At 59.2% G+C, this 25,676-nt stretch carries 24 protein-coding genes and 1 pseudogene; 10 read left to right on the top strand and 15 right to left on the bottom strand.

Annotated features, from left to right (window positions below; all coding sequences use genetic code 11):
- Positions 1-182 precede the first annotated feature (182 nt).
- The gene (locus AC1D2P_RS23370; protein ID WP_046027296.1) at positions 183-545 is read right to left on the bottom strand and encodes a DUF6124 family protein; all 363 of its coding nucleotides are present in this window, start codon (positions 543-545) and stop codon (positions 183-185) included.
- A gap of 477 nt (positions 546-1,022) precedes the next feature.
- Between AC1D2P_RS23370 and AC1D2P_RS23365 the strand changes: the two genes are divergently transcribed.
- Positions 1,023-1,502 carry a VOC family protein gene (locus tag AC1D2P_RS23365; protein WP_477757315.1) on the top strand — a complete coding sequence of 160 codons (480 nt, stop codon included), beginning with the start codon at positions 1,023-1,025 and terminating at the stop codon, positions 1,500-1,502.
- Positions 1,503-1,506: 4 nt separating this feature from the next.
- Here the strand turns inward: AC1D2P_RS23365 and AC1D2P_RS23360 are convergent, their stop codons facing one another.
- Positions 1,507-2,412, bottom strand: a complete 906-nt coding sequence (locus tag AC1D2P_RS23360) for a LysR substrate-binding domain-containing protein (protein ID WP_477757316.1) — start codon at positions 2,410-2,412, stop codon at positions 1,507-1,509.
- A 98-nt stretch (positions 2,413-2,510) separates the two neighbouring features.
- On the opposite strand from AC1D2P_RS23360, the gene AC1D2P_RS23355 reads away from it, so the two are divergent.
- Together AC1D2P_RS23355 and AC1D2P_RS23350 are read left to right on the top strand one after the other, a co-directional pair.
- Positions 2,511-3,431: a DMT family transporter gene (locus AC1D2P_RS23355; protein WP_109784824.1), complete on the top strand. Its 921-nt coding sequence runs from the start codon at positions 2,511-2,513 to the stop codon at positions 3,429-3,431.
- Positions 3,432-3,472: 41 nt separating this feature from the next.
- Entirely contained in the window at positions 3,473-3,865 is a 393-nt protein-coding gene (locus AC1D2P_RS23350) for a tautomerase family protein (RefSeq protein WP_109784825.1), read from the top strand.
- 30 nt (positions 3,866-3,895) lie between these two features.
- Here AC1D2P_RS23350 and AC1D2P_RS23345 read toward each other — a convergent pair whose 3' ends face one another.
- From AC1D2P_RS23345 to AC1D2P_RS23335, 3 genes are all read right to left on the bottom strand, one after another.
- On the bottom strand, positions 3,896-5,197 hold the full coding sequence (locus tag AC1D2P_RS23345) for an NAD(P)/FAD-dependent oxidoreductase (RefSeq protein ID WP_046027295.1): 1,302 nt from the start codon (positions 5,195-5,197) through the stop codon (positions 3,896-3,898).
- Positions 5,194-6,282, bottom strand: a complete 1,089-nt coding sequence (locus AC1D2P_RS23340) for a polyamine ABC transporter substrate-binding protein (protein WP_109784826.1) — start codon at positions 6,280-6,282, stop codon at positions 5,194-5,196. Before AC1D2P_RS23340 ends, AC1D2P_RS23345 begins: the two co-directional genes overlap by 4 nt.
- 144 nt (positions 6,283-6,426) lie before the next feature.
- A complete protein-coding gene (locus AC1D2P_RS23335; RefSeq protein WP_077430177.1) occupies positions 6,427-7,785 on the bottom strand; it encodes a glutamine synthetase family protein in 1,359 nt (452 codons plus the stop codon).
- A 161-nt stretch (positions 7,786-7,946) separates the two neighbouring features.
- On the opposite strand from AC1D2P_RS23335, the gene AC1D2P_RS23330 reads away from it, so the two are divergent.
- A complete protein-coding gene (locus tag AC1D2P_RS23330; RefSeq protein ID WP_046027292.1) occupies positions 7,947-8,855 on the top strand; it encodes a helix-turn-helix domain-containing protein in 909 nt (302 codons plus the stop codon).
- Here AC1D2P_RS23330 and AC1D2P_RS23325 read toward each other — a convergent pair whose 3' ends face one another.
- Positions 8,856-11,246 carry a DUF3772 domain-containing protein gene (locus AC1D2P_RS23325; RefSeq protein ID WP_477811614.1) on the bottom strand — a complete coding sequence of 797 codons (2,391 nt, stop codon included), beginning with the start codon at positions 11,244-11,246 and terminating at the stop codon, positions 8,856-8,858.
- A gap of 204 nt (positions 11,247-11,450) precedes the next feature.
- On the opposite strand from AC1D2P_RS23325, the gene AC1D2P_RS23320 reads away from it, so the two are divergent.
- Positions 11,451-11,906 (top strand): YMGG-like glycine zipper-containing protein, encoded by a 456-nt coding sequence (locus tag AC1D2P_RS23320; RefSeq protein ID WP_109784968.1) that lies wholly within the window; start codon positions 11,451-11,453, stop codon positions 11,904-11,906.
- On the opposite strand, the gene AC1D2P_RS23315 is transcribed toward AC1D2P_RS23320, so the two are convergent.
- The 5 genes from AC1D2P_RS23315 to AC1D2P_RS23295 form a co-directional block, all read right to left on the bottom strand.
- Positions 11,891-12,925: a DUF2955 domain-containing protein gene (locus AC1D2P_RS23315; RefSeq protein ID WP_109784829.1), complete on the bottom strand. Its 1,035-nt coding sequence runs from the start codon at positions 12,923-12,925 to the stop codon at positions 11,891-11,893. The genes AC1D2P_RS23320 and AC1D2P_RS23315 overlap by 16 nt on opposite strands.
- A complete protein-coding gene (locus AC1D2P_RS23310) occupies positions 12,915-14,042 on the bottom strand; it encodes an HlyD family secretion protein (RefSeq protein ID WP_477757317.1) in 1,128 nt (375 codons plus the stop codon). Before AC1D2P_RS23310 ends, AC1D2P_RS23315 begins: the two co-directional genes overlap by 11 nt.
- The gene (locus AC1D2P_RS23305) at positions 14,035-15,591 is read right to left on the bottom strand and encodes an efflux transporter outer membrane subunit (RefSeq protein WP_046027288.1); all 1,557 of its coding nucleotides are present in this window, start codon (positions 15,589-15,591) and stop codon (positions 14,035-14,037) included. The genes AC1D2P_RS23310 and AC1D2P_RS23305 overlap by 8 nt, the downstream gene beginning before the upstream one ends.
- Positions 15,592-15,668: 77 nt before the next feature.
- Entirely contained in the window at positions 15,669-16,301 is a 633-nt protein-coding gene (locus tag AC1D2P_RS23300) for a response regulator (RefSeq protein ID WP_046027287.1), read from the bottom strand.
- 33 nt (positions 16,302-16,334) lie between these two features.
- Positions 16,335-17,702 (bottom strand): cache domain-containing protein, encoded by a 1,368-nt coding sequence (locus AC1D2P_RS23295; protein WP_109784832.1) that lies wholly within the window; start codon positions 17,700-17,702, stop codon positions 16,335-16,337.
- 387 nt (positions 17,703-18,089) lie between these two features.
- Here AC1D2P_RS23295 and AC1D2P_RS23290 point away from each other — a divergent pair, with 387 nt between their 5' ends.
- From AC1D2P_RS23290 to AC1D2P_RS23275, 4 genes are all read left to right on the top strand, one after another.
- Positions 18,090-20,150 carry a carbon starvation CstA family protein gene (locus tag AC1D2P_RS23290; RefSeq protein ID WP_046027285.1) on the top strand — a complete coding sequence of 687 codons (2,061 nt, stop codon included), beginning with the start codon at positions 18,090-18,092 and terminating at the stop codon, positions 20,148-20,150.
- Positions 20,140-20,340: a YbdD/YjiX family protein gene (locus tag AC1D2P_RS23285; protein WP_046027284.1), complete on the top strand. Its 201-nt coding sequence runs from the start codon at positions 20,140-20,142 to the stop codon at positions 20,338-20,340. The genes AC1D2P_RS23290 and AC1D2P_RS23285 overlap by 11 nt, the downstream gene beginning before the upstream one ends.
- Before the next feature lie 266 nt (positions 20,341-20,606).
- A complete protein-coding gene (locus tag AC1D2P_RS23280) occupies positions 20,607-22,217 on the top strand; it encodes a mechanosensitive ion channel family protein (RefSeq protein ID WP_223525320.1) in 1,611 nt (536 codons plus the stop codon).
- 31 nt (positions 22,218-22,248) lie between these two features.
- Complete coding sequence (locus tag AC1D2P_RS23275; protein ID WP_158283913.1) at positions 22,249-22,407, top strand: hypothetical protein; 159 nt, start codon at positions 22,249-22,251, stop codon at positions 22,405-22,407.
- Between the two features lie 21 nt (positions 22,408-22,428).
- Here AC1D2P_RS23275 and AC1D2P_RS23270 read toward each other — a convergent pair whose 3' ends face one another.
- The 3 genes from AC1D2P_RS23270 to potE are packed head-to-tail and all read right to left on the bottom strand — an operon-like array spanning position 22,429 to position 24,954.
- Positions 22,429-22,617, bottom strand: coding sequence for a hypothetical protein (locus AC1D2P_RS23270; RefSeq protein ID WP_046027282.1), 189 nt, complete (start codon positions 22,615-22,617; stop codon positions 22,429-22,431).
- Positions 22,618-22,659: 42 nt separating this feature from the next.
- Positions 22,660-23,565 carry an amino acid ABC transporter substrate-binding protein gene (locus AC1D2P_RS23265; RefSeq protein ID WP_477811613.1) on the bottom strand — a complete coding sequence of 302 codons (906 nt, stop codon included), beginning with the start codon at positions 23,563-23,565 and terminating at the stop codon, positions 22,660-22,662.
- Positions 23,566-23,613: 48 nt separating this feature from the next.
- A complete protein-coding gene (potE, locus tag AC1D2P_RS23260) occupies positions 23,614-24,954 on the bottom strand; it encodes a putrescine-ornithine antiporter (RefSeq protein ID WP_046027280.1) in 1,341 nt (446 codons plus the stop codon).
- A 112-nt stretch (positions 24,955-25,066) separates the two neighbouring features.
- On the opposite strand from potE, the gene AC1D2P_RS23255 reads away from it, so the two are divergent.
- On the top strand, positions 25,067-25,420 hold the full coding sequence (locus tag AC1D2P_RS23255) for a potassium channel family protein (RefSeq protein ID WP_046027279.1): 354 nt from the start codon (positions 25,067-25,069) through the stop codon (positions 25,418-25,420).
- Positions 25,421-25,442: 22 nt separating this feature from the next.
- Here AC1D2P_RS23255 and AC1D2P_RS23250 read toward each other — a convergent pair.
- Positions 25,443-25,676, bottom strand: a pseudogene (locus AC1D2P_RS23250) (polyphosphate kinase 2); the annotation flags it as partial.

Here is a 25,676-nt window from a genome sequence, read left to right as displayed (position 1 = left end):
CTGCTGCTTGAAATCTACTTCTGGAAACCTTTGCCGGTAGCAAAGATTTCAATCTCGAGCGCGTACTTTTCAGCTGCGAAAACCATGGCCGACTTTTTCAACAGAATCGGCCGATAGCCGCCAGAACAGGCTACATCTCTCTCTGTGGCGACGAACCGGTTCTTCGCCACAGAGGACCGTGCTTACTCCTTCAGTTCAACCTTATCCAGCGCCTGATTCACCGCCAATTCCCCCAACATGACCACTTGGGTAATTCCCAGTAGCGTCCTGCGGTGTGAATTCTCCAATAACGCCGCCAAATTACTGAGCATGGTGGTCGCAGAGCCCAATGATTCGCTGGCGTTGGCCAGCAGGGATTCGGTGTCGTACTTGGGGTTGGCGAGGAACATCGGTTCGGGTTCGTGGGTGCTGGCCATGATCTGGGCAGCCGGGTTGAGGTAGTGGTCGAGGGCGCGTTCGGCCGCTTCGTGGAGTTTTTTCGAATCGAGGGATTCGTAGGGCGATGCCGGATCGGTGTCCGGTGGGTTGGGTGTTGGTTTGATCATAGTGAAACTCCTAATTGAAAACGGAGCCTTCACCCACGCTACCAAACGATGGGTGGCGGCCATACGCGGGTTGGTAGACCGGTAACTAGGAACCCGGCGCTCCCATGGGAGCCCTGCGCATGGCCACCATAAAGCAGAGACTTGAACAGTTCTGCAAACGGTGCGCTATGCGACTAGTTATACCGGGCTACCAAACCCGATCACTGTTTTTCAGTGACCCAGCCACGATAGAACCCGTGTCCTAGACGCACAAGCCGGCGGATTCTGTCTTACCCGTAGGCGATGACGCAAGGCGTTGTAGCCTTCGGGTGGTAACAGGAGGCTTCGTTTAAACAGGCGGGAACTTCGTTGTTTAAGCGTCAGCGAAACGAAGGGGAATCTCGCGCCGGGACGCAGGCTGTCGGGGAGGCGCGCACCCGGTCGCAATCTTCTGCGCTGCTAAAATGTACCTTCGAGTTCCAATCCAGGAGAACCAAGATGATCAGCAAAAACACGATTTGTCTCTGGTACGACGGCACCGCGCTGGACGCTGCGACCTTCTATGCCCGGACGTTTCCCGACAGTTCAGTGGGGGCCGTCCACCGCGCGCCGGGCGACTATCCGGCGGGTAAGCAGGGCGATGTCTTGACGGTTGAATTCACGGTGATGGGTATCCCTTGTCTCGGCCTGAACGGCGGATTGGGGATCCGGCATAACCAGGCCTTTTCGTTTCAGGTCGCCACCGATGACCAAGCCGAAACGGATCGCCTGTGGAACGCGATTGTCGGCAACGGCGGCACGGAAAATGTCTGCGGGTGGTGCCAGGATAAGTGGGGGTTGTCGTGGCAGATCACCCCGCGTGTCTTGACGGCTGCGGTCACCCATCCTGATCAAGCGGTGGCCAAGCGAGCGTTCGAGGCCATGATGCAGATGGGCAAGATCGATATCGCGGCGATTGAAGCGGCGGTGGGGCGTTAACGGGTTACGTTAACGTGGTTGATTGCTCTGCGCTGGCCCGATCAATCAACCACTTCTTCAATACCGCAGCGGCTGGACGTAATACAGCCTGACGGTGGTGAACTAGGTAATAGCCTCTGGACACCGGCAGGCGCATTTCAAAGGGTTCGCACAGCGAGCCGTTGCGCATTTCCACCTCTGTCAGGACCGCACTGCTCAGTACGACCCCCTGTCCATGCCGTGCCGTTTCAATGGCCAGAATGGACTGGTCGAAATGTTGACTGGGGATGCCAGCCACCTGCGCGTCGGTCAATTGGCTGAACCGTTTGAACCATGGCGTCCAGTGCGGGAGCAGGGTGGTTTGCAGGAGTGTGGCGCGCATCAGGTCTTCGGGGCCTTTCAGCTTGAGTTTCCGGGCATAGTCGGGCGAACAATAGAGCCGGGCTTCATCCCGATACAGCAAGGTTGAGTCCAGCGACGGATCGTTGCCGTCAAAGTAGCGAATCGCCAGATCAACCCGATCCCGCTCAAAGTCGATCAAGGCCGTCGATGCACTCAGGTGCAGGGAAATGTCGGGCCTGAAACTCAAGAAGTCGGCCATTCTTGGCGCGAACCATTTCGCTGCCAGCGTCGGCGGCATGGACAACCACACTTCATTCACATTGCTCAGGCGCAGCTCGTTGCTGGCTTGCTGGAGCCGCAGCAACGCGGGTTGCACGGCGGCCCAGTAGTTCAATGCGGCTTGAGTCGGCTGGACTTGCCGCACAGACCGGATGAACAGCGGCGTGCCCAGCCATTCTTCGAGCTTCTGGATCTGCTGCCCCACGGCGCCCGGGGTGACATGCAGCTCCGCCGCCGCTTCGGTAAAGCTGGCGTGTTTCATCGCGGCATCGAACGCGACCAGGGCCTTGAGGGGCGGCATATCGTTCATACTGAAGTTTTTCTACTCCATGTGGGTTTTTTAATCGGTTGTTCAGTTCGGTCCTAGCCCTTACCTTCGCACAACAACTCCCCGTGCAGAGGTTCATCATGAACAAATTTGTCTATCCTGCCTTTGCTTTGCTCGGGTTGATCTGGGGCACCAATTTCATTTTCATGAAGTGGGCTGCCGAGGTGATTACGCCGATGCAGATTGTACTGTTACGGGTGCTCTTCGGCTTTCTTCCGATCCTTGTCCTGGCACTGTCACGCCGTGCGTTGCGCTGGTTTCATTGGCGCCACTTGCACCATTTCTTCGTCATGTCATTGCTCGCCACCACCGTGTATTACCTGGCGTTTGCCAAGGGCGCGGCGCTGCTTCCTTCCGGCATCGCCGGCATGCTCAGCGGTGCGATTCCGCTCTTCGCCTTTTTGACGGCATTTGTTTTTTTGCGCCAGGAACCGATCAACCGCTTGACGGTGACGGGCCTGATGATCGGTTTTGTCGGTGTGCTGCTCATCGCCCAGCCTTGGAACAGCGCCGGCAACGGCGTTGATATCCGTGGCGTGCTTTACATGGTCGGCGGCTCGCTGAGCCTGGGCTGTTCATTCGTCTACGCCAGACGGTTCCTGATGGACAAGGATCTGTCGCCGCTGGCGTTGTCCACGTACCAGATCGGCCTGGCGCTCCTGGTGCTTTTGTTGACCACTGACCTTCACGGGATCGAGCGCATTGCGCACGAGCCTGTCGCCTTGAGTGGGCTGGTGTTCGGGCTCGGGGTCATCGGCACCGGCGTGGCGTTCCTGTTGTATTACTTTCTGGTGCAGCACCTCGGCGCGCTCAAAGCGGCGGGTGTCACCTACATTCCGCCCGTCGTGGCGCTGGGCATTGGTGCATTGCTGATCCATGAGCCGTTGCAGGCCCATGATGTGCTGGCACTGGTGTGCATCATCGTCGGGGTCTATGTACTGCAAGTCGGGAAGTCTGCGCCGCGCCCGATAGCCACCGCGTCTTCTTTAAAACCGCTTTAAAAACCTCGCCCAATCCAATCTCAACCCAGCAGGAAACCACCATGCCTTTAGCCAGAATCGATGTCGCCGCTGATACCTCCGAAGAAACCGTCGCCGCCATCAGCGATGTGGTTTACGAGGCCATGGTCCAGACGGCCAATGTTCCCGAACATGACAAGTTCCAGATCATCAATCGCCACCGCAAGGATGAGCTGGTTTATCCGTCGGCCGGGTACCTGGGCCTTTCTTACACCCCGGGGATCGTGTTCATTCAAGTGACCTGGAATGCGGGACGAACCGTTGCGGTCAAGAAAGCGTTTTACCAGGCGATTGCCCAGGGCATTCATGCAAGGACAGGGCTGCGCAAGGAAGATATCTGGATCAGTGTGGTGGATGTGAAGCGCGAGGACTGGTCGTTCGGCAATGGCGAGATGCAATACGCCCCGGTGGACTGACGGAGGGGGCAGGCCCCTCGCCATACGCCGTCAACCCAACATTTCGCGCATCCGGTACCACAGCATGCCCAGCGCCAGCAGTGGCGAACGCAGGGCGCGGCCGCCGGGGAAAGTCATGTGCGGCACGGCGCTGAATACGTCGAAGCCTTGGCTGTGGCCTGCGTGGATGGCTTCGCCCAAGAGCTTGGCGCACCAGTGCGTGACGTTCAGGCCATGGCCGGAGTAGCCCTGGGCGTAGAACACGTTCGGATGCTGGCTCAAGCGTCCGACCTGGGGGAAGCGATTGGCCGAGATGCCGATCATGCCGCCCCATTGGTAGTCGATCCGCACATTGGCCAATTGCGGAAATACCTTCAGCATTTGCGGGCGCATGTAGGCGGCAATGTCTGCCGGATCGCGCCCGGAATAGTGGCAGGCACCGCCGAACAGCAAGCGCCGGTCCGCCGAGAGCCGGTAATAATCCAGGCCGACCTTCTGATCGCACAGGGCGACGTTATGCGGGATCAGTTGGGCGGCAGCGTCCTTCGACAGGGGCTCGGTGGCGATGATGTAACTGCCCGCAGGAAGCACCTTGCCGCTGAGCTTGGGTTCGAGTTCCTCCAGGTGCGCGTTGCAGGCCAGCACCAGGCTGGCGGCGCGTACCGTGCCGCCGGCACACCGAACCTGCACGGTGCTGCCATGGATCAACTCCAGCACCGGGCTCTGTTCAAAGATCCGTACACCAAGCGACTCCGCCAGTTTCGCTTCGCCCAGGACCAGGTTCAACGGGTGCAAGTGCCCCGACCCCATGTCCACCAGGCCGCCGGCATATACGCCGGAATTGACGACGTGCTCGCGGATCTGCCCGGGTTCGACCAGGCGGGTTTCATGGGCGTAACCCGATTCGATCAGTTGCGCGTGTTCGGCCTTCAGCCCGGCGAACTGCGCCGGGGTGTTGGCCAGTTCGCAGAAGCCCCAGCGCAGGTCGCAATCGATGCCGTGTTCGCGAATCCGATTGCCCACGACCTGTACCGATTCAACTCCGGCGCGTTCCAGATAACGTACACCTTCGGCGCCGACATGCCGGGCGAACCCGCTGACGTCGTGGCCGATGCCGCGAATCAACTGGCCGCCATTGCGTCCACTGGCGCCCCAGCCAATTCGACGGGCCTCCAGCAGGATCACCGAGAGCCCTCGCTGGGCCAGTTCGATGGCAGTATTGACGCCGGTAAAACCGCCGCCGATCACGCAGACATCGGCGGTCAGCGCCTCGGCCAGCGCCGGGCGCGGCGTCAGGCTATTAGCCGATGCAGCGTAGTAGGAATGGGCGTGTTCGTTGGTGTACTGATTCATTTGTTGGACTTCACTTTGCTCCACGAACGGGTCATCAGACGCATGATCGACTGGGGTGGAGTGGTGGAAATATAGAGCTTGTCGAGGACTTCCTGTGGCGGGTACACCTCAGGATTGTTCACCAGCTCCGGGTCCATGAACGGCTTGGCGGCCGGGTTCGGGTTGGCGTAACCGACCGAAGCGCTGACCTTGGCAATCACTTGCGGGTCCAGCAGGTTGTTGATGAACGCATGGGCTTCTTTTGGATTGCTCGCGTCGGCAGGAACGGCCAGCAAGTCGAACCACAGGTTGCTGCCTTCCTTGGGAATGGCGTACGCGATGTTCACGCCATTCTTGGCTTCCTTGGCCCGGTTGGCCGCCTGGAACACATCACCGGAGTAGCCGAAGGCCACGCAAATATCACCGTTGGCCAGGTCCGATACGTACTTGGAAGAATGGAAGTAGGTGATGTAAGGGCGGATGCTCAGCAGCTTGGCTTCGGCCTTTTTGAAGTCTTCAGGGTTTTCGCTGCGCGGGTCCATGCCCATGTAATTGAGGACGGCCGGGAACACTTCATCGGCCGAGTCCATCATCGACACGCCGCACTGGCTGAGTTTCTTGATGTTTTCCGGTTCGAACAGGACCTCCCAGGAATCGATGTGATCGATGCCCAGCACTTGCTTGACCTTGTCGACGTTGTAGCCGATGCCGTTGGTGCCCCACAGGTACGGCACAGAGTGCGCGTTTCCAGGGTCGTTTTTCTCAAGCAACGCCAACAGTTTCGGGTCGAGGTTCTTGAAATTCGGCAGTTGTTCTCGGTCCAGCTTCAGGAACGCGCCGGCTTTGACCTGGCGTGCCAGAAAGTGGTTGGACGGCACCACCACGTCGTAGCCAGTGCGGCCTGCGAGCAATTTGCCTTCCAGGGTTTCGTTGGAGTCGAAGACGTCGTAGATCACCTTGATTCCGGTTTTGGCCTGGAAGTCGGCGAGGGTGGTTTCGCCGATGTAATCGGTCCAGTTATAGACGCTGACCTGTGGCTGAGCCTGCGCAACGGCGCTGAACAGGACGGCCAGCGCGACCGGGACCACGGATTTCAATAGACGCATATCGACACCTCTTGGAGTGATCGTTCCCTCGCTCTGCGTGGGAATGCAGCCCGGGACGCTCTGCGTCCCATTGGAACGCGGAGCGTCCCTAGAGGCATTCCCACGCAGAGCGTGGGAACGATCAGTGGTTGGATTTTTGTTGTTTTAAACGCTAAGCAGCAGGAACTCGCGTTCCCAGGAACTGATCACCCGCTTGAAGTTCTCGTGTTCCGCACGCTTCACCGCGACGTATCCGCGGACAAACTTGTTGCCCAGGTAACGTTCGATGGTTTCGCACTCTTCCATCTGGGTCAGGGCGTCTTCAATGGTGATCGGCAGGCGCAGGTTGCGACGTTCATAGGCGCGCCCTTGCACCGCAGCACTTGGTTCGATGCGCTCGACCATTCCCAAATAACCGCACAACAGGCTGGCGGCAATCGCCAGATAAGGGTTGGCGTCGGCGCCCGGCAAGCGGTTTTCCACGCGCATGGCATCCGGTGACGAAGTCGGCACACGCAGGCCGACAGTGCGGTTTTCTTCGCCCCACTCGACGTTGACCGGTGCCGAGGTGTCAGGCAGGAAGCGGCGGAACGAGTTCACGTTGGGCGCGAACATCGGCAGCACTTTAGGGATGTACTTTTGCAAGCCGCCGATGTGGTGCAGGAACAGCTCGCTCATGGTGCCGTCGGCATCGGCGAAGATCGGCTTGCCGGTGGCGATGTCGACCACGCTCTGGTGAATGTGCATGGCGCTGCCGGGCTCGTCGCCAATCGGCTTGGCCATGAAGGTCGCCGCGACGTTGTGCTTGAGTGCGGCCTCACGCATGGTGCGCTTGAACACGGTGATCTGGTCGGCCAGGTCCAGCGCGTCGCCGTGACGGAAGTTGATTTCCATCTGCGCCGGGCCGTCTTCGTGGATCAGCGTGTCGAGGTCCAGGCCTTGCAGTTCACACCAGTCGTAGACGTCTTCGAACAGCGGGTCGAATTCGTTGGCGGCGTCGATGGAGAAAGACTGACGACCACTTTCAGCTCGGCCCGAACGGCCCATCGGTGCTTTGAGCGGCAAGTCCGGGTCTTCGCAGCGCTGGGTCAGGTAGAACTCCATTTCCGGCGCGACAATTGGCTTCCAGCCTTTGTCGGTGTACAGCTGCAACACTTTCTTCAGCACGTTGCGCGGCGACAGTTCGATCGGGTTGCCGAACTTGTCGAAAGTGTCATGGATCACGATCGCGGTGGGCTCGATGGCCCATGGGATCACGTAAACCGCGTCGGCCACCGGCTTGCAAACCATGTCGATGTCGGCCGGGTCGAGCAGGTCGTAGTAAATGTCGTCGTCGACAAAGTCCCCGGTTACCGTTTGCAAAAGCACACTTTCCGGCAGGCGCATGCCTCGCTCATGCAGGAACTTGTTGGTGGGTGCAATTTTGCCGCGTGCAATGCCGGTCAAGTCGCTGACCACACATTCGACTTCGGTAATCTTGTGATCTTTCAGCCAAGTGAACAGCTGATCGAAAGGGGCATTCATAAAGACCTCATTATTGGTTTTATTAACGTCGGGGAGAGCGGTTTCATCCACCGGACTCTTCCCCTGTGACGCGTTGACGACTATCTTGGGCGAGCCTTGCAGTTCCATCTATCCACTTTAAGCAGCACCAAAACGCACCAAACGAGTGCGTAAGGTCACCCATGTCAGCGTCCAGTCCGATACAGGTTCAAGCGTTCAACACCGAAGATGTCGCCGAGCAAATCCGCGCTACGCCGGGTTGGGTCCAGCACTATCAGCAGATGTCCCCCGGGCATTTCGCCGGGCGAGTGCGCTATCTCGACTTGCACGGGGTTGAGATTTACGAAGAGCAGATGAACACCCGGGTCGAGCAGAATTTCAGCGCGCCCGAAGGTTCACTGGCGTTCTGTTTCGATCGCAGTGACAACGCGCTGTACGTGCTCAATGGCGAAAGCCGCAACATCTGGATCACCCCGGAGAACTACCAGGAAATCGCCGTGGTGTTCGGTCCCGACTTCGTTCAGCGACACGGTTTGAACGTGGCGCGGCTGGAAGGGTTGTTCATGTCGCCGCTGAACTCGGGACAGAACGCGTTGTTCAGCCGCTGGTTGAGCGGCACGCTGACCCGACTGGCAGAAACCCTCGACCCGCCGAGCAAGGAAGCCCTGACGCAGCAGTTGCTGGAGGACTGTTTGTACATCCTCGACAACGCCTGTGTTTGTCTTGACCGGGGTGGCTTGCAGCGTCGCACCGAAGAACGCACGATCATGAAACGCATCGGCGAGTGGGCGGCCGACGCCCCGGAAGAAACCCTCAACCTGCTCGAGCTATCCCAGGTCGCCGGGGTTCCGTTGCGCCAATTGCAACATGCCTTCAAGGCCTTCACCGGGATGACGCCGACCCACTGGTTGCGCCTGCGCCGGCTCAACAGCGCACACCGTGAATTGCTGGTCAGCACACCCAACGACACCACCGTCGCCGAAGTCGCGATGAATTGGTCGTTCTGGCATTTGGGGCGTTTTTCCAGCAGTTACCGGGCGCTGTTCAAAGAGCTTCCGAGCGAAACACTCAAGCGCGGCAGTCAGCGTTGATCAAGCCGGGGACGACGGTTTGGCCAGTTCAATGCCCGCCGCACCCAAACGTTTCAGAATCTCGAACAGCAAGTCGCTTTTGGTGATGCCGACAATTCTCGGGCTGGCGACGTAACCGGTCACGGTCAAGGTGATGCCGTCGGGCGACAGTTTGCTGAATCGCACATAGACCGCCGGTTTTTCGAGGATGGTTTCGTTCTCGCGATAACAGTCGTACAGCAGGTTTTGTACCTGCTCCGGGTCGATATCCAGCGGGAACATCAACTCGAGGCTCGCCACCCCTTGCGCACTGCCGCCCAGCGTGACGTTGCGCAGGTTTTGCGAGATCAATTGGGAATTGGGCACGATGACAATCGAGCGGTCGCTGAGTTGGATTTCGGTGGCCCTGACGTTGATTCGGCGGATGTCACCTTCGACGCCGCTGATGCTGATCAGATCGCCGACCTTGACCGGACGCTCGGTCAACAGGRTCAGGCCGGAGACGAAATTCTTGACGATTTCCTGCAAGCCAAAACCGATCCCCACCGACAGGGCACTGACAATCCAGGCCAGGTTGGTCCACTTGATGCCCAGTGACGACAACGTCAGCAGAATCACCAACGCATAACCGATGTTGGCGAACAGTGTGCTCAACGAGGCGCACATRCCGGGGTCCATGGCGGTTTTGGGCAGGAACTCGTCATCCAGCCAGCGGCGAAAGGCTCGAATCAGGTACACACCGACCATCAGCGCCAGGATTGCATTGAGCAAATGGCCGGGAATGATGTTCAGCTTGCGCAAACCATCGCCGCCAAGAATGGACAGCATTTGGGTCACCAGTTGCTCGAGTGTGGTGCCAACCCCGCCGACAAACAGCGAAATGACCGCCAACAGCAGCAAGCCTGCGCGACCGGCCCCGGACAAGATAATCGACATTTGCTCAAGGCGAACATCGCCAATTCCGAGCAATTGCTTGATCGACTTCCCACTGGGCGTCTTGGGCGAAAACAGGTACTCACAGCTGTCCCTGAGCAACTGAATCAACATGTAAAAGCCTGACAAGATGACGAACCCCCAGACCAGCTCGTAGGTGATGAACCGTGCCAGCGAGACATAGCCGATCAGCAGGGCGAACATCGAAACAACCAACGCAACAATGGTGCAGGTATAAATCAGGCCGGCAACGGCGGTGCCCGTTTCAGTGGTGTCTCCTGAGGCCACCGCGAGCCGGCGCGCATGGCTGGCACGACGGAACAAGAGGACAAGAATCAACGTGACCACCAACGCGATCAGGCCCCGCCCAAAGAGTATTGCGGAGGAGCTCATGCCGGTTACGTTGGTGATCTGGGCCGCCGATACCAGTCCGAGCAAGGCTGCGGCCAACACCCTGGGATAGGGTTTGATGGCCTTTGCAACGGAGTCGGAGATAGAGGGCAGTCGCCAGGAGGGATGCTGGTTCGCCAGCAATGCCCGGCTTAAACCAGTGATCAGGACGCAGGTGTAAATGAGCCTTTCGAGCTCCTCGGCAAAGCTCTGGATCATCGGTGACAGTGGCAGTTGTCGCGTGAGCGCATAAAATAACAATTGCACTGCACAGATGGCGGTCAACAATGTCGCCACGACTGAAGCCAGTGCCAGCGTGCTTCGACGCAATCGCCCGGCCGGTATGCGATGGATGCAAATCCAGGTCAGCCCGCGATCAGCCACTTTGCGCCCCCAGGACCAGATGGCCAGGGCGAGCATGATCAGCAGGACAGCCGACAGGCGTTCGCCGGGTTGCCAGGCGGCCGCGAGGGTGTCGCTGACCTGTTGAATGAATCCCCTGAGTCGCAGGCGATCTTCCCTGTTGGGGTGAATCAACGGCTGCCAGAACTCCAGCCCCAGGATGCTGCCGCTGCGAAGGGTGACTTCGCTTTCCAGCAGACTGCGCCGAATGCCGGCAATTTGAGTCATCAGATCGAGGGCGCTGGCTCTGAGTGCTGCCAGGGTTTGCAGGCTGAAATCGACTTTTTTCTTCTGCTCGGTCAGATCGGTTCTTTGCGTGGTGATATCCGATTTCTCTACTGCGACACCGCCGAGCGAGACGGGGCCGCTCAATACATCCAGCTGGGCTTGCAATTGCTTTTGTTCGGGAAGCAGCGCTGATTGCAGCCTGTCCACGTCATTGATAAACAACTGAACGGAATCCTGCAGGCCGAACATCATGATGACGTTATTGGCCAAGGAAACTTGCTGTTTAATCTGGTCCAGGCGCAGTTGCAGGTCTTGCAATGCGGAGGGTGACACCTCTGACGCCGCAGGGTCTGGTGTAATGACTGCAGACGCCGGAGGATCGGTGGCGGACAGCGCGGCGCCACTTTGCAGCAGCAGCGTAAGCGCGACGAAAATCGCTGACATCAATGCATGACGCATAGGCGTGCCCGGCCCCGTTGTGGCTCACTCAACCCTTGAGGTTAGGTCATCAGGCCAAAACGATCGAAAAGTTTCATGTTGGCCGGCCGCAACCGACCTCAATCACCCGCAGGCGGGTGTGATGGCTGATCTACACTTCAAGATGCTCAATAAAGTGCGGGGCCCGTGGTCAACGGTCTGCTCGGTGCCGCACAGGAGGTGATCATGCATACGTTGTCTTCCATCAGCCTGTGTGTCGCATTGTCGGTTTCGTCAGCCCAGGGCTGGGCTGAAACCGTAGTGCCGACCAAAGGCCAGAGTTCGCAACAAACCCAGTTGGACATTAACGAGTGCCATAGCGTGGCTGCCAGTCAGACGGCGTCCACTAGCACGTCCTCTTCCGGAGGCAGGGTCAAAGGGGCGGCAGTGGGGGCGACAGCCGGGGCCGCCGCGGCTGATGTACGTGGACGTCAGCATGATGAGTTTTATGACAACGCCAACAGCGAGGTGAAGCAGGAATATCGCCAAAACCAAGCCAAAGGAGCCGCGGCGGCGGGTGTCGTGGTGGGTGGTTCGCGTCAGCGTCAGGAACGTCGGGAAAATGAGAAAACCAGTGCCTCCACCACCTCGACGGCCTATACCAGTTGCCTGCAAGGCAAGGGCTATCAGGTCAACCCTTGAGCTTGAGCTTGTGTTTGTACTGGACGGTCAAGCAACCGAACCATCAGGTACGCGTACAACGTGACGGCCATGAACAGCCCCATGCGCACGGCGAAGGCGGTGTAGACGTCTTTGCCCAAGGCGCTGTCCTGCACTGACTGGCCCAGCAGGATAATCAACGTGATAAAGGTGTTGAGCCACAATCCCGGGCCAAACCGGCTCGGGCTCAGGGCATACAGCTTGCGCGCCAGTATCAGGCCGAACAGCAGGGTCCACAGGAAGAACATCCACAGGTGCACAAACAGGCTCAGTGCGCACCAAAACAGGATGGCCAACAAACCGCCGAGCAAGGTGGCGCCGACCAGTTCGCGACCGGCATTGCGGGCGCTGGTCGTGTTGCATTGCTGACCCAGGCCGACCGCTTTCAAAATGATCGGCAGGTAGCTCGCCGGGTCGATCATTGCCAGTAGAAATGTTGGCAAGACAATCAAGGTTGCTCGCAACGCAATCCGACTGGCTTCTTCACCTACCGGTGGTGGGGCGGCCGGGGGCGATGGCGCATTGGCAGGTTCGGGGAACATCCAATGACTGATCGCAATCACCATCACCGCCATTAACAAACCCTTGACCAGCGCGCCAATGACCATTGCCGCCGCGTCGAACTCGGCGACGCCTGCCGACGAGATCATGGTCAGGCCCATCACCAGCAACGTCACGATCAGGTTATTGCCGCCACTGAGTCCCCAGCGGAACACCAAAAACAGGCTGACCGCGACCAGCAGCACGCCGCTTAGCGGGTAATAGCGCAGGATCGGGATGAGCAGCAGGCCGATGCCGGTAGTCAGCATCGCGACCAGTGCCAGAACGATCGCGGCCTTGAAGGGTAACGGTCGATTGACCGAGGCCAGGAGCAACAGGCACAGCACAGGCGCAAGAAACGGAATGGGCAACGCCAGGCCGAAACTGACCGCCAGGCACAATGCCGTGCCAGTGGCCAGCCGTAAGGCACGCTGCTCCCGTGGGGTACGCTTAGTAGGCATAAGACAGCCAGCTCATTAGGCGTAAATAGACCCGGCCAAGCGGGTTGAGCAGACTGCCTTCGCTGGTAAAGGCCATGACTTCAGCCTGCCCACCGGCACGAATGCCACCGCTGCCAAGCAGCGCGCTCATAGACTCCTGGGAAAACTCGATAATCACTGGGAACCGTTGTGCGGGGCGTAGCCAGTCCCGGCTGTTTTGAATGCCGGGCAAGGTGCCGGGCGGGGTCGGCTGTCCGACGCTGATGCCATAACCGACGCTACGTACGTGGCCCGAGTAAACTTCGCCTGGCATCGAATCGAGCACAATGGACACCGGCGTGTCGGGCCCGACATGACCAAGGTTGTTCTCGGTCATGTCGGCCGTGATCCAGATGTCCTGAATGGTGATCAGGGTCATGACGGGGCCGCCCGCCGAGGCGAATTGCCCGACATCGGTACGCAGGTCGGTGATCAATCCTGCCGAACGCGCGCGTGTCTGCGTGTTGGACAGGTCCAGTTCGGCTTTTGACAGGGTCGTAGCGGCGCTGCGCAATTTTGCGTTGACGTCTTCGCCGCCGCCTTCCGTTTCTTTGGCTCGTTCTACTTCAGCGCGAGCAGCGGCGGTTTGACTGACTGCCGCGTCGCGGGTGGTGCGTGACATTTCGAGCACGCGTACGGAGATGGTCCCCGGGTCTTCACGGTACAACCCTTCAAGGCGCTGATTCTCCTGACGTGCCTTGGTTTCATTGGCCTGTGCGGTGCGCAGAGTCGCTTGCGCCGAGGCAATCCCCGCGGTGCTGGCGCCTAATTGCCGGCGTGTTGTTTCAAGGTCGGCGCGGGCACGGTCGACGGCAATCTTGAAGGGGGCCGGGTCCACTTCGAAGAGTACGTCGCCGGCCTTGACGGTCTGATTGTTGTGGACGTTCACGCGGATCACCCGACCCGCGACCTCCGATGCCACTGGGATCACCAGCGCGCCCACGCGCGCTTGTTGCGTATACGGCGTGAAACGGTCGGCCAGCAAGTACCAGACCAGGCTCAGGATGATCAGTATCAACACCCACTTGATGCCTTTTTTAACCGGGTCGGCCGCCACCGGTTCGGCGGTGTCGGGGGAGGGCTGCGAGGCTTCACTCATGGCTAGTTTCCTTGTCAGGCAGCGGGTAAGCGGGCAGCGCGGCGTTGGGCTCATCCAGCATGTTGCCCCAATCAGTGCGTTTTTCCATCAGCTGGCGGGTGGCCGGGTCCACACGGGGCAGGGCGGAGTACCAACCGCCGCCCAAGGCCTTGTACAGGGCGATGACATTGCTGACTGCATTACCGCGTGCGAGCAGGTAATTGTCCTGTTGTTGGAGCAACGCGCGTTGAGCGTCCAGCACCCGCTGAAAGTCAGCGTAACCTTCGCGGAATTGGACGCTGGCCAGCACCAGCGAACGTTCGGCAGCCCCTCCGGCGTCGCGCAGGATGCGTTCGCTCTCCAGTGACTGGATCAGGCCGTTGGCCGCATCATCGGCCTCGCGTGCGGCTTGGCGTACCTTGTCGCGGTAGGCTTCGATCAACTGCTGCAACCGCGCGTCCTGGACGCGCACGTTGTTGGCGATCTGCCCGTGATCGAACACATTCCAGCGCAGACTGGGGCCACCAACCAGGTCCAGGCTGCTGGACGTGCCATGGAGCGTATCGGTCGACCAGACAATGCTGCCGAGCAGCGTCAGCGACGGATAGAAATCGCTTTCGGCCACGCCAATCAGCGCCCCTTGCGCCGCGACGTTCAGTTCAGCCGCTCGTACATCAGGTCGACGCAGCAGCAGGGTGGCGGGCACATCTTGCAGCACGGCGCGATCAACCAGCGGGATCAGGCTTTCGTTGTCGACCACCTGTGGCAACGTGCCCGGCGGTTGCCCGATCAGCACCGCCAAGGCGTTGCGCGTACGTTGCAATTGGTCCAGCAGGCCGGGAATAGTGGCCAGCGTGCCCAAGTACTGGGTTTTGGCCTGTTGCAGATCGAGTTCAGCATCCTGGCCGCTGTTGAACAGTTTTTCGGTGATCTCGAAATTGCGTTTTTGCTGCTTGGCGTTTTCACGCGCGACGCGCAAACGGGCGTCCGTGGTGCGCAATGAAAAGTAGGCATCCGCCACCTGGGCGCGCACCAATACCAGAACGTCTTCGTAGTTGGCCTGGGCGGCAAAATAACTGGCATCGGCCGACTCGATGGCGCGACTGAAACGCCCCCAGAAGTCGAGCTCCCAGCCGATGTCAAACGCGGCACTGTGTTGCCAGAAATTATTGTCCTTGGGGTTGTTGCCACCGTATTGGTGACGCTTGACGTACAAGCTGTCGGCGCTGGCTTGCTGCAGTTGCGGGTACAGCCCGCTTTGCGCAATGCCCAGTTGGGCGCGGGACTCCATGACGTTCAACCCGGCGATTCTAAGGCTGGAGTTGTAGGCATCCGCTTGCGTAATCAGTTTATCGAGCACCGGGTCGCGGAAAATGTGCCACCACTGTCGCAGATCCGGATTGGCGCCGCGTTGGCTGGATTGCTCAAGGGCAGGGGAGTCCCATGTTTTGCTCCACTCCTCAGCCGGCGGCTGGAAGTCCGGTCCCAGACGAATGCAGCCGCTCAGGCCCAGAGCTGCCAGGAGGATGAGGTGGGCCGGGCGTGTCGAAGGGGATCGGCTTGGAGGCATTGTCCAGAGTCCAGCCAAGAAAGTTCTCTGGAGCATAGACGCCCGAGCGCATTGTCGAGGCCGGCGTTGGCTTTTTCTTACCGGGAAATAATCCCGTGATCGATCGCGTACTTGACCAGCGCCGCAGGTTTGTCGATGTTGAGTTTGCGGCGGATGCTCAAACGATGGGTTTCGACCGTGCGCACGCTGATGTCCAGTTCGCGGGCCATTTCCTTGTTGTTAAGCCCCTGAGCCATTTTGTACAACACCTGGCTTTCGCGCGGCGTCAGCTCGTTGTCCGAGCTTTTATCGGCGATCAGCCGCTGCGCGATTTCGGCGCTGTAGAACGTGCCGCCGCTGGCAATGGCTTCGATGGCCGCAATGATTTCCCGCGACGGTGAGTTTTTCAGGACGTAGCCGCTGGCACCGGCACGAACGGATTCGCTCACGTATTCGTTATTGTCGTACATGCTCAGCACCAGCACCTTCAGTGACGGGTACTGGCTGCGCAACACACGCGTCAGCTCCAGCCCGTTCATGTCGCGCAAGCTGATGTCGACCAGCAACAAGTCCGGCTGGCAGCGCCCGACCATCTCGATGGCCTGCGCGCCACTCTCGGCTTCGCCGACCACTTCCAGGGGCGCCATGACCGCCAGCAGCGCTTTGATTCCGTCTCGGACCAGGGCGTGATCGTCGACCAGGGCAACGCGGATCGGGTAGGGCAGGTTCATCGCGGGTATTCACTCTTGTTGTCTGGGGGTGAGTCAGCGTTTCGTTGCGGGCGCTTTCATTGGCAGCAGCACGTCCAGCTCACTTCTTCCGGGCATCGATATCAGTTCGAAACGACCGCCAAAATGCTCGACACGTTCACGGATGTTACGCAGGCCGATGCCCGCGTGGCGACGTTCGACCCGGGCGACGTTGAAACCGATGCCGTCATCCACCACGCTCAGTCGTACCGATTCTCCCGCGCCGAGCAGGGTAATGGACACGTTTTTCGCCTGGGCGTGGCGTTCGATATTGGTCAGGCCTTCTTGCACGATCCGGAATAGAGCAACCGCCGCGCCATCGACCAGGTGACAATCGAACTCATTGTCGTCGTAAGTCACTTTGAGACCGCTGCGTTGCTCGAATTCGGCGGCGAGCTGGCCGATGGCCGCGCGCAGGCCCAAGGTGTCGAGCAAGGAAGAGCGCAAGTCGTGCGAGAGGCTGCGGACCTCACCGATGGCTTCACCCAGGCGTTCGGTGGCGTCCTTTAACGTGCTCAAACCCTTGTCATGTCCCTGTTCATTTTCCAGCAGATGGCTGGCCAGCTCGAAACGAAACTTGATTGAAACCAGCAACTGGCTGATACCGTCGTGCAGCTCACGGGACACCCTAGACCGCTCTTCTTCCTGCAGGCTGACGATACGCTGGGTCAGGCGCTGCAACTTTTTATCCGCCAGGCGATGCTCGCTGACGTTCAGTGTCATGCCGCTGGCGAACACAAACAGCACCGCCACCAGTGCCACGACGGCAATCGCCAGCATGGTTTTGCGAATACCCATGGCCACTTCGTCGCGGGCCTGCTGCGTGGCGCGCTCAACGTCTTCAAGGTAAATGCCGGTGCCGATCATCCAGCCCCAACGGTCCAGCATCACCACGTAAGCGAGCTTGTCGGTCACTTGGCCGGAGGACGGTTTGTTCCAGGCGTAGCGCTGAAAACCTTCGCCCGATTGTGCACTTTTCAGCAGCGCCTGAATCACCGGCAAACCGTGCGGGTCTTTCATGTCCCACAGATATTTGCCCACCAGTTCGGTCTGGCGCGCGTGCATCAGGCTGCGACCTTCGCGGTCGTAGACGAAAAAATAGCCATTGATGCCGAAGCTGAGCTTGCGCAGTTCTGCCAGCACTTGTTGCTGGGCGTTCGCGTCACCGTGGCCGTCGTCGTACAGCGGCGCGATCAGGCTTTGCGCCATTTCCACGTAGTTTTTAAGTTCGGCCCGTTTGCTGGCCAGAATGCTGTCTTCGATCAACTGCGCCTGTTGATCACCAAGTTGGCGGTTCATCGAAATCAGCAGCGCGCAGATCACCGCGATGGCCAATACCAGCGGCAGAATCCCGAGCGCGACGATTTTGTGTTTGAGCTGCATCTTGGCTCCTGACCGGACCGAGGGAAGGCGAAGGCCCGGCATCATAGGCCAAAGATACGCTGGGCCAGTAGCGCTGCTGGACGGAATGACTGACGGCCTGGGTGTGTCAGCTGAAATACAAACCCTTGTAGGAGTGAGACCGGCTTGCCGGCGATAGCGATCTACCCTCCAACATCAATGTCGCCTGATACACCGCTATCGCCGGCAAGCCGGTCTCACGCCTACAGAGGATCAGTGGCATCTACGTAGAACTACGTAGAAACCACATACGTAGTAACGCGGATTTATTTGTAGACGGCATGCGGGGATATTGGGCCAGCTCCGCACCGCGGACACAATTATAAAAATTACCGCCGCAGTCCACTGACTGTCGGCAGGAGACACGCTATGCCCCGTCTGGCTAAACACCTCGCCTGGTTTGCCGTGGCTGTTCTGGGAGCGATTGCGCTAAGTGTCGTGGCCCTGCGCCGCGGCGAAGCGATCAACGCCCTCTGGATCGTAGTCGCAGCCGTCGCTATCTACCTTGTTGCCTACCGCTACTACAGCTTGTTCATCGCGACCAAAGTGATGCAACTGGACCCCAATCGTGCCACGCCCGCGGTCATCAATAATGATGGCCTGGATTACGTGCCGACCAATAAACACGTGTTGTTCGGTCACCACTTCGCGGCCATTGCCGGCGCGGGGCCTCTGGTCGGGCCGGTACTGGCGGCACAGATGGGTTACCTGCCCGGTACACTCTGGCTGATCGCCGGCGTGGTGTTTGCCGGTGCCGTTCAGGACTTCATGGTGTTGTTCATGTCGACCCGCCGCAACGGTCGGTCCCTGGGCGATATGGTCCGTGAAGAAATGGGTCGCATCCCCGGCACCATCGCGCTGTTTGGCTGCTTCCTGATCATGATCATCATCCTCGCGGTGCTGGCGCTGATCGTCGTGAAGGCCCTGGCCGAGAGCCCGTGGGGCATTTTCACGGTGATGGCGACCATCCCGATCGCGATGTTCATGGGCATCTACATGCGCTACATCCGCCCGGGTCGCATCGGTGAAATCTCCGTGGTCGGCGTGTTGCTGCTGCTGGGCTCGATCTGGCTGGGCGGGCAGATTGCCGCCGACCCGGTCTGGGCCAAGGCCTTTACCTTTACTGGCATCCAGATCACCTGGATGTTGATCGGCTACGGTTTTGTGGCCGCGGTGTTGCCGGTGTGGCTGATTCTGGCCCCACGTGACTACCTGTCGACCTTCCTGAAAATCGGCACCATCGTCGCCCTCGCGATCGGCATTCTGGTGACCATGCCCGAGCTGAAAATGCCCGCGCTGACCCAGTTCATCGACGGCACCGGCCCGGTATGGAAGGGCGGTCTGTTCCCGTTCCTGTTCATCACCATCGCTTGTGGCGCGGTCTCGGGATTCCATGCGCTGATTGCTTCCGGCACCACGCCGAAGTTGTTGGCCAGTGAAGGGCATGCCCGTTACATCGGTTACGGCGGCATGTTGATGGAGTCCTTCGTGGCGATCATGGCCATGGTTGCGGCTTCGGTGATCGAGCCGGGTGTGTACTTTGCGATGAACAGCCCGGCGGCATTGGTCGGCGCAGATGTTGTCTCGGTCGCTCAAACCGTCAGCAGCTGGGGTTTTGCCATTACCCCTGATGCGCTGCAAGCGGTGGCCAAGGACATCGGCGAAACCACCATCCTGGCCCGTGCCGGTGGTGCGCCGACCCTGGCGGTCGGTATTGCGCAGATCCTGCACCATGTTCTGCCGGGTGAAAACACCATGGCGTTCTGGTACCACTTCGCGATCCTGTTTGAAGCGCTGTTCATCCTGACCGCGGTAGACGCCGGGACTCGTGCCGGTCGCTTCATGCTCCAGGACTTGCTCGGCTCCTTCGTTCCGGCGCTCAAACGCACGGATTCCTGGACCGCCAACCTGATCGCCACCGCCGGTTGTGTGGCGATGTGGGGTTACTTGCTCTACCAGGGCGTGATCGATCCACTGGGCGGCATCAACACGTTGTGGCCGCTGTTCGGCATCTCCAACCAGATGCTGGCGGGTATTGCGCTGATGTTGGCCACCGTTGTGCTGATCAAAATGAAGCGTCAGCGTTATGTCTGGGTCACCATGTTGCCGGCGGTCTGGCTGTTGATCTGTACGGTGACGGCGGGCTTCATCAAGCTGTTCGATGCCAACCCGGCCATCGGTTTCCTGGCGCTGGCCAAGAAGTACAGCGATGCACTGGCCAACGGTCAGGTACTGGCCCCGGCCAAGAGCATTGATCAGATGCAACATGTGATCTACAACGCCTACACCAACGCAACGCTGACGGCGCTGTTCCTGTTCGTGGTCTTCAGCATTCTGTTCTTTGCACTCAAGGTGGGTATTGCTGCCTGGGGCACCAAGGAACGCACGGATAAAGAAGCGCCATTCCAGGCCATTCCGCATGTTCAATGACCTGAGTCGCCTCGGTAAATACCTTGGTCAGGCCGCACGCCTGATGGTCGGCATGCCGGATTACGACACCTACGTCGAGCACATGCAGAACAAACACCCGGATAAACCGGTGATGAGCTACGAAGTGTTCTTCAGGGAACGCCAGGAAGCCCGTTACGGGGGAGGGAACGGACAGACGCGCTGCTGTTGATAGCGACGTGAGTACATAAAAAACCCGGCCGATGAGGCCGGGTTTTTTAATGGTCGCGGATAAACATCCATTGCACCGTTCACGCTGAATCCGGGTTACGCCGATGTTTCGGTGTTCAGCCGTCATTTCAAACAATGGACCGGGCTCTTGCCGCGCAACTGGCAAGCACAACAACCGCCCTGAGCCCAAATCTGACAACCGTTCATCGCTGAACTACGCTGCCACACGAACCTCAGTCCTGAATTTGTGACGTAAGGAAGTGACACATGCGCAGCAGTTCGCTCGCGATTTTGATGGCTGTATTCGGGATGTTCTGGTCGGTGCTCTTGTGGGCTGAAGACGCGCCCAACGTGGTAGATCCCCCCGCTGAACTTAAAGTGGCCAACCGCAGCATCATGGTGTTTCGCGCGACGATCCTGGGTGAGGCCCCGGCCGCACGGGTCAAGCGCGCCAAAGTGGTGATCAGCGACGCGCTGGGCGAGACCGATGATCTGAGCGTTACCGTCAGCCCGATACAGAACAGTTACCTGGTGTTATTAGGGGCCCGGCGGGCGTTTATCGTTGCTCCTCACGATGTCGACAACGTGGAATTCACCTCGGTCCAGGAGGCTGCCGACAGTGCGGCGGCAAAGCTGCGTCTGGTGGTGGCCGAAACCCAGGAAGCACGCAGCTTGCAGTTGATACTCCGGTCCGCGGCCGTGGGGGCTTTGGCCACGGTCATCTATGTTGTGCTGCTCTGGGGCATGGCATCTCTGCGCCGTCGCATGATGATGAAACTGCCCGAGCTGATGGACCGGCATACCCAGGCATTGAAAGTAGGGCGCGTCCAACTGGTTGACGCCAATTACCTGTATCCGCTGGTCACCCGTTTGCTGGAGGTGTTGCGCTGGGCAGTCGTGTTGCTGCTCACGTATGAATGGCTGGGGTTTGTCCTGTCGCGTTTCCCCTACACCCGGCCATGGGGCGAAAGCCTCAACAACTATCTGCTGGAAGTCGCCGAGTACCTGCTGCAAGGGATCGTCGGTGCCATACCCGGTCTGGGTGTGGCGCTGGCCATCTACTTTATCGCTCGGGGTGCAACCGCATTCAGTCGCCGGGTTCTGCGTCGCATGGCCGCCCCCGGCACCCTCAGTTGGTTGAACGCCGAGACCCTGCAACCGACCCAGCGCCTCACATCACTGGCCATCTGGCTGTTCGCCCTGGCCATGGCCTATCCCTATCTGCCGGGCGCTGGCACCGATGCCTTCAAAGGCTTGTCGGTGCTGATCGGCCTGATGATTTCGCTGGGGGCTTCCAGCGTGGTTGGCCAGGCGGCGGCGGGGTTGATCCTGACCTACACGCGCACGCTGCGCCCCGGTGAGTTCGTGCGCATCGGCGAATATGAAGGCACGGTGACCGAGCTGGGTATGTTCACCACACGCATTCGCACCGGCCTGGGCGAAGTGCTGACCGTGCCCAATTCGATGATCACCGGCACGGTCACCAAGAACTATTCGCGCACCGTGCAAGGTCCGGGTTATGTGGTCGATACCGTCGTCACCATTGGGTACGACACGCCATGGCGGCAAGTCGAGGCCATGTTGCTGGAAGCCGCCAGACGCACCCCCGGTGTCCTTGAAGTGCCGCCGGCGCAGGTGTTTCAAACCGCGCTGTCGGACTTTTATCCCGAGTATCGCCTGGTGGCACAGGCCATTCCCAGTCAGCCTCGACCTCGCGCGGTGTTGCTCAGCATGCTGCACGCCAATATTCAGGATGTGTTCAACGAACACGGCGTACAGATCATGTCGCCGCATTATCTGGGCGATCCAAAAGATGAAAAATGGGTGCCCAGAGACAAGTGGTTTACGGCGCCCGCGCAAGAACCGAAGGAACCTTGATACCGTCTGAAAGAGAGTTGGCAGGATTGTCGTGCGGGCCCATCAAGTGGCGGCGAACACCCCGGCCAATGGTCTGCGCATCGTGGACGTTAAACGATCACATGAATCACTGAGCGTGAAACGCGTGGTGCGAGCGGGGCGGATTATTGAGCGCGACGAAGAGTTGCCCCTGATGGCCAGTTGGCATTAATTTGGATGGGCGGTAGCCCTTTTACATTCGAGGCCGAGGCATCGTCGAGGGCTGAAGTTGCTCGCGCGGGATGTACTTGCCGTTGCCATCGGTAAACGGCGGATGTTGCTCCGCGTTTACGGTGTCGTCTTTTTCATGGTCATGGCAGGAGGCGCCACTGATCGCGATGAGGAGGGCGACCATGACAGGAGGGATGAAGTGCTTGATCACAGCCGTTCTCCAATAACATGAGACCGTATGTATTGCCGGGCGCTAGGGCAGGGCATAGATCTTGAACAACTTTCTGTGCGTGTCGCTGGCGCCTCCCAAGTGCTTATCGTACGCCTGTTCAATCTCCCCGGATCGGTACATTTCGCTCAGCGTGGTATCGACCAGCAGGCGGAAATCCTCATCGCCACGCTCCACGGTCATGGCCGTCGGGGCGTACTCGAAAATGCGTTCCAGCAGGACCAGATTACCCGTGGGGTATTGGTTGTCGATGAGGTTCTTGAGCATCATCCGTTCGGAGAACATCGCATCGGCCTTGCCTTCGGCAATCAATTCGAGGCCCGCAGCGGCGGAGTCGACCGTGATCAATTTGGCGACCACGCCGAGCATGCGCATCTGCTGACGAATCCACGCCTCGGTGACGCCTCCCGCCAGGGTGACGTAGGTCTGGTTGGCCAGGCCACGGTTGACGGTGGCTCGCCAGGTCGGCCCGGTATGCGCGACCCGACCGTCGAGCACCTCCAGCAGCGTCGCCGGTGCATCCTGATGCACCACCGCCGAGAGGCCTGCTGTGTAGATCGGCACCGAATAACTGACCGTTTTGCGGCGCTCAAGTGTGGGTGGTGTGGGCGTGCAGAGGATATCGACATTGCCCGAGCTGACGGCACTGGTCTCGTCGGCGACGGTGACGGGTAGGTAGCGCACCTGCAATTCGGGCAAACCCAGTTCAGCCTTGACCTTGTTGGCGATCTTGTCGCAAAGCTCGATGGCATACCCCTGGGCCTTGTCGCCCACCTTAACGCTGAAAGGGGCGAAGTCGGGCAGATAGCCGAGGGTTAACGTATTGCTTGAACGTACGCGCTCCAGGGTGTYGGCACCGGCCAGTGGCGGCACGAGCATCAGCAGGCAGGCGAACCGCAGTGCTGTGGTTTTGATTCGTTGTACGTTCATGTCCCGATTCCCCGTGTTCAGATGTCAGTTCCGTGCAGAAAATCAGGACTAAGGATTATCGACCCCGGTTTGAGCGGATGCGGACAGCCTGGCAAAGCGCTTGGCAAGCACGCCATAAAGCGGATATCCAAACACCAGGACCAGCGCGCCGCCGAACACGGCGTCCTTGCCACATGAGTGCAGGGCGTACAACGAATAGGCGACCGCGATCAGCAGCACGGGCGTATTGCGCATATAGACCGCAGGCGAAACCCGCGCCTTGTACATCATGACCAGCAATCCGGTCAGCGCCGTCACGTAGGGAATCAGGTTGGTCACGGCGGCAAGATTGACCAGTTTGCCGAACTGCGCGGCGGCATTGGGTGAAATGGTCGACAAGGCCATCAGCGTCTGCAACACACCACACGCCAGCATGCCCAGGAGGGGCGCATTGTGGGCGTTGAGCTTGCTGAACAGTTTCGGGAACATTCCTTGGTCGGCGGTCATTTTCGCCGTTTGGGCCAGGGTGAACTGCCAGCCCAGCAGCGAGCCAACACACGCCATCACCGCCAGCGCCATGATGATGTTGCCGACCGTTGGATTGAACATCTGCGCGTAGACCAGCGCGAAGGGCGCCGAAGAGTTGGCGAGTTCGGCGTTGGGGATGATGCCCTGGATGACGGTCGTCGACAGCACGTAGACCACCGCAGCGCCCAGCGTGCCAAACAGGCAGGCCAGCGGCACGTTACGCTTGGGATTTTCCACCGCATCGGAGGCCTGCGCGGCGGACTCCATGCCCAGAAACGCCCACAGGGTCAACGGAATCGCACTGCTGATCGCCTCGGCGTTGGACAGATTGTTCGGGTTCCAGGCGGCAATCAGTACCTCTGGCTTGAACCAGAACCAGCCGATGATGCTCAAGCCCGCCACTGGAATGATCACCCCCCAGACGGTAATCGCACCGATCTTGCCGGTGATGCCGGGGCCACCGAAATTGGCGAAAGTGGTCAGCCACAGCAAGCCCACGGTGCCGATGAACAGGGGAATCGCGCCGCTGCCCAGCCAAGGCAAGAATGAGGTCATGTAACCCACGGCGGAAATGGCGACGGCGACGTTGGCAATGGCCAATGAAAGAAAATACAGATACGAACAGAGGAAGAACCCTGACTTGCCATGCGCTTCTTCGGTGTACGCGGACAACCCGCCCGGGCGCTGACAGTAAATGCCGCATTGGGAAAAGCAGTAAGCAATGGCCATGGACCCGACTGCCGTGACGATCCATGACAGCAATGAAATGGCCCCCAGTTGCGCCATGCTCGTGGGCAGCATGATGATGCCCGAACCCATCATGTTGACCATCACCAACGTGGTGAGCCCCACAAGGCTCATTTTTTTGCTTGAGTCGGCCATCGAAAACTCCTTTCTTCACACCACGCAATGCCCCGAAGTCTGGCGCTTGTGCCAAGCTGTTGGGTGTCGGTACGCCACGCTTTTAAATCCGTTAAACCTCTGGAGCCATTACATGAACATCAGTCATGCCAAGCATGTTCGTCGAGAGTTCTACAAAGCTGTGTGGTTTTACTTCCGTGTTGTCTGGCCGATTTTTTCCATACTGCTGACGATGATCATAGTGCTCGGTCTGGTCATCAGCCACCTGGAAGGATGGGGGGCGTTTGACGGCATCTACTTTGCCTTTGTGACCGGCCTGACCATCGGCTACGGTGACCTGGCCCCCAAACTCGCGAGCTCGCGTGTCCTTGCCATCGTGCTGGGTTTCCACGGCGTTTTGATGACGGCGATATTTGCGGCGGTGAGTATCCGGGCCATTGAAGCAACGGCTGAGGCAGCCCAATCCGAACCTCAATCCAGGGAGTAGGCTGCCACATCGCGCAGAACCGTCAGAACGGTTCTGCGATGTACTTGAATTGATAATTGATCGGCTTGTAGCTGCCGATTTTGCGTTTCGGCAGCGTGACTTTCTCTTGCTTGATTTTTTTGTACGGGATGTTTTTCAGCAAGTGAGTCAGCAGGTTCAGCCGTACCGATTTTTTGTCTTCCGAACGAGCAACATGCCAAGGCGCCCACTCGGTGTCGGTGGCCTCGAACATCTCGTCACGTGCCCGGGTGTAGTC

The sequence above is a fragment of the Pseudomonas sp. P1_F1_2 genome, assembly GCF_056405815.1.
Note: the sequence above shows the minus strand (reverse complement) of the source record. Positions and strands in the feature narration are given on the sequence as shown.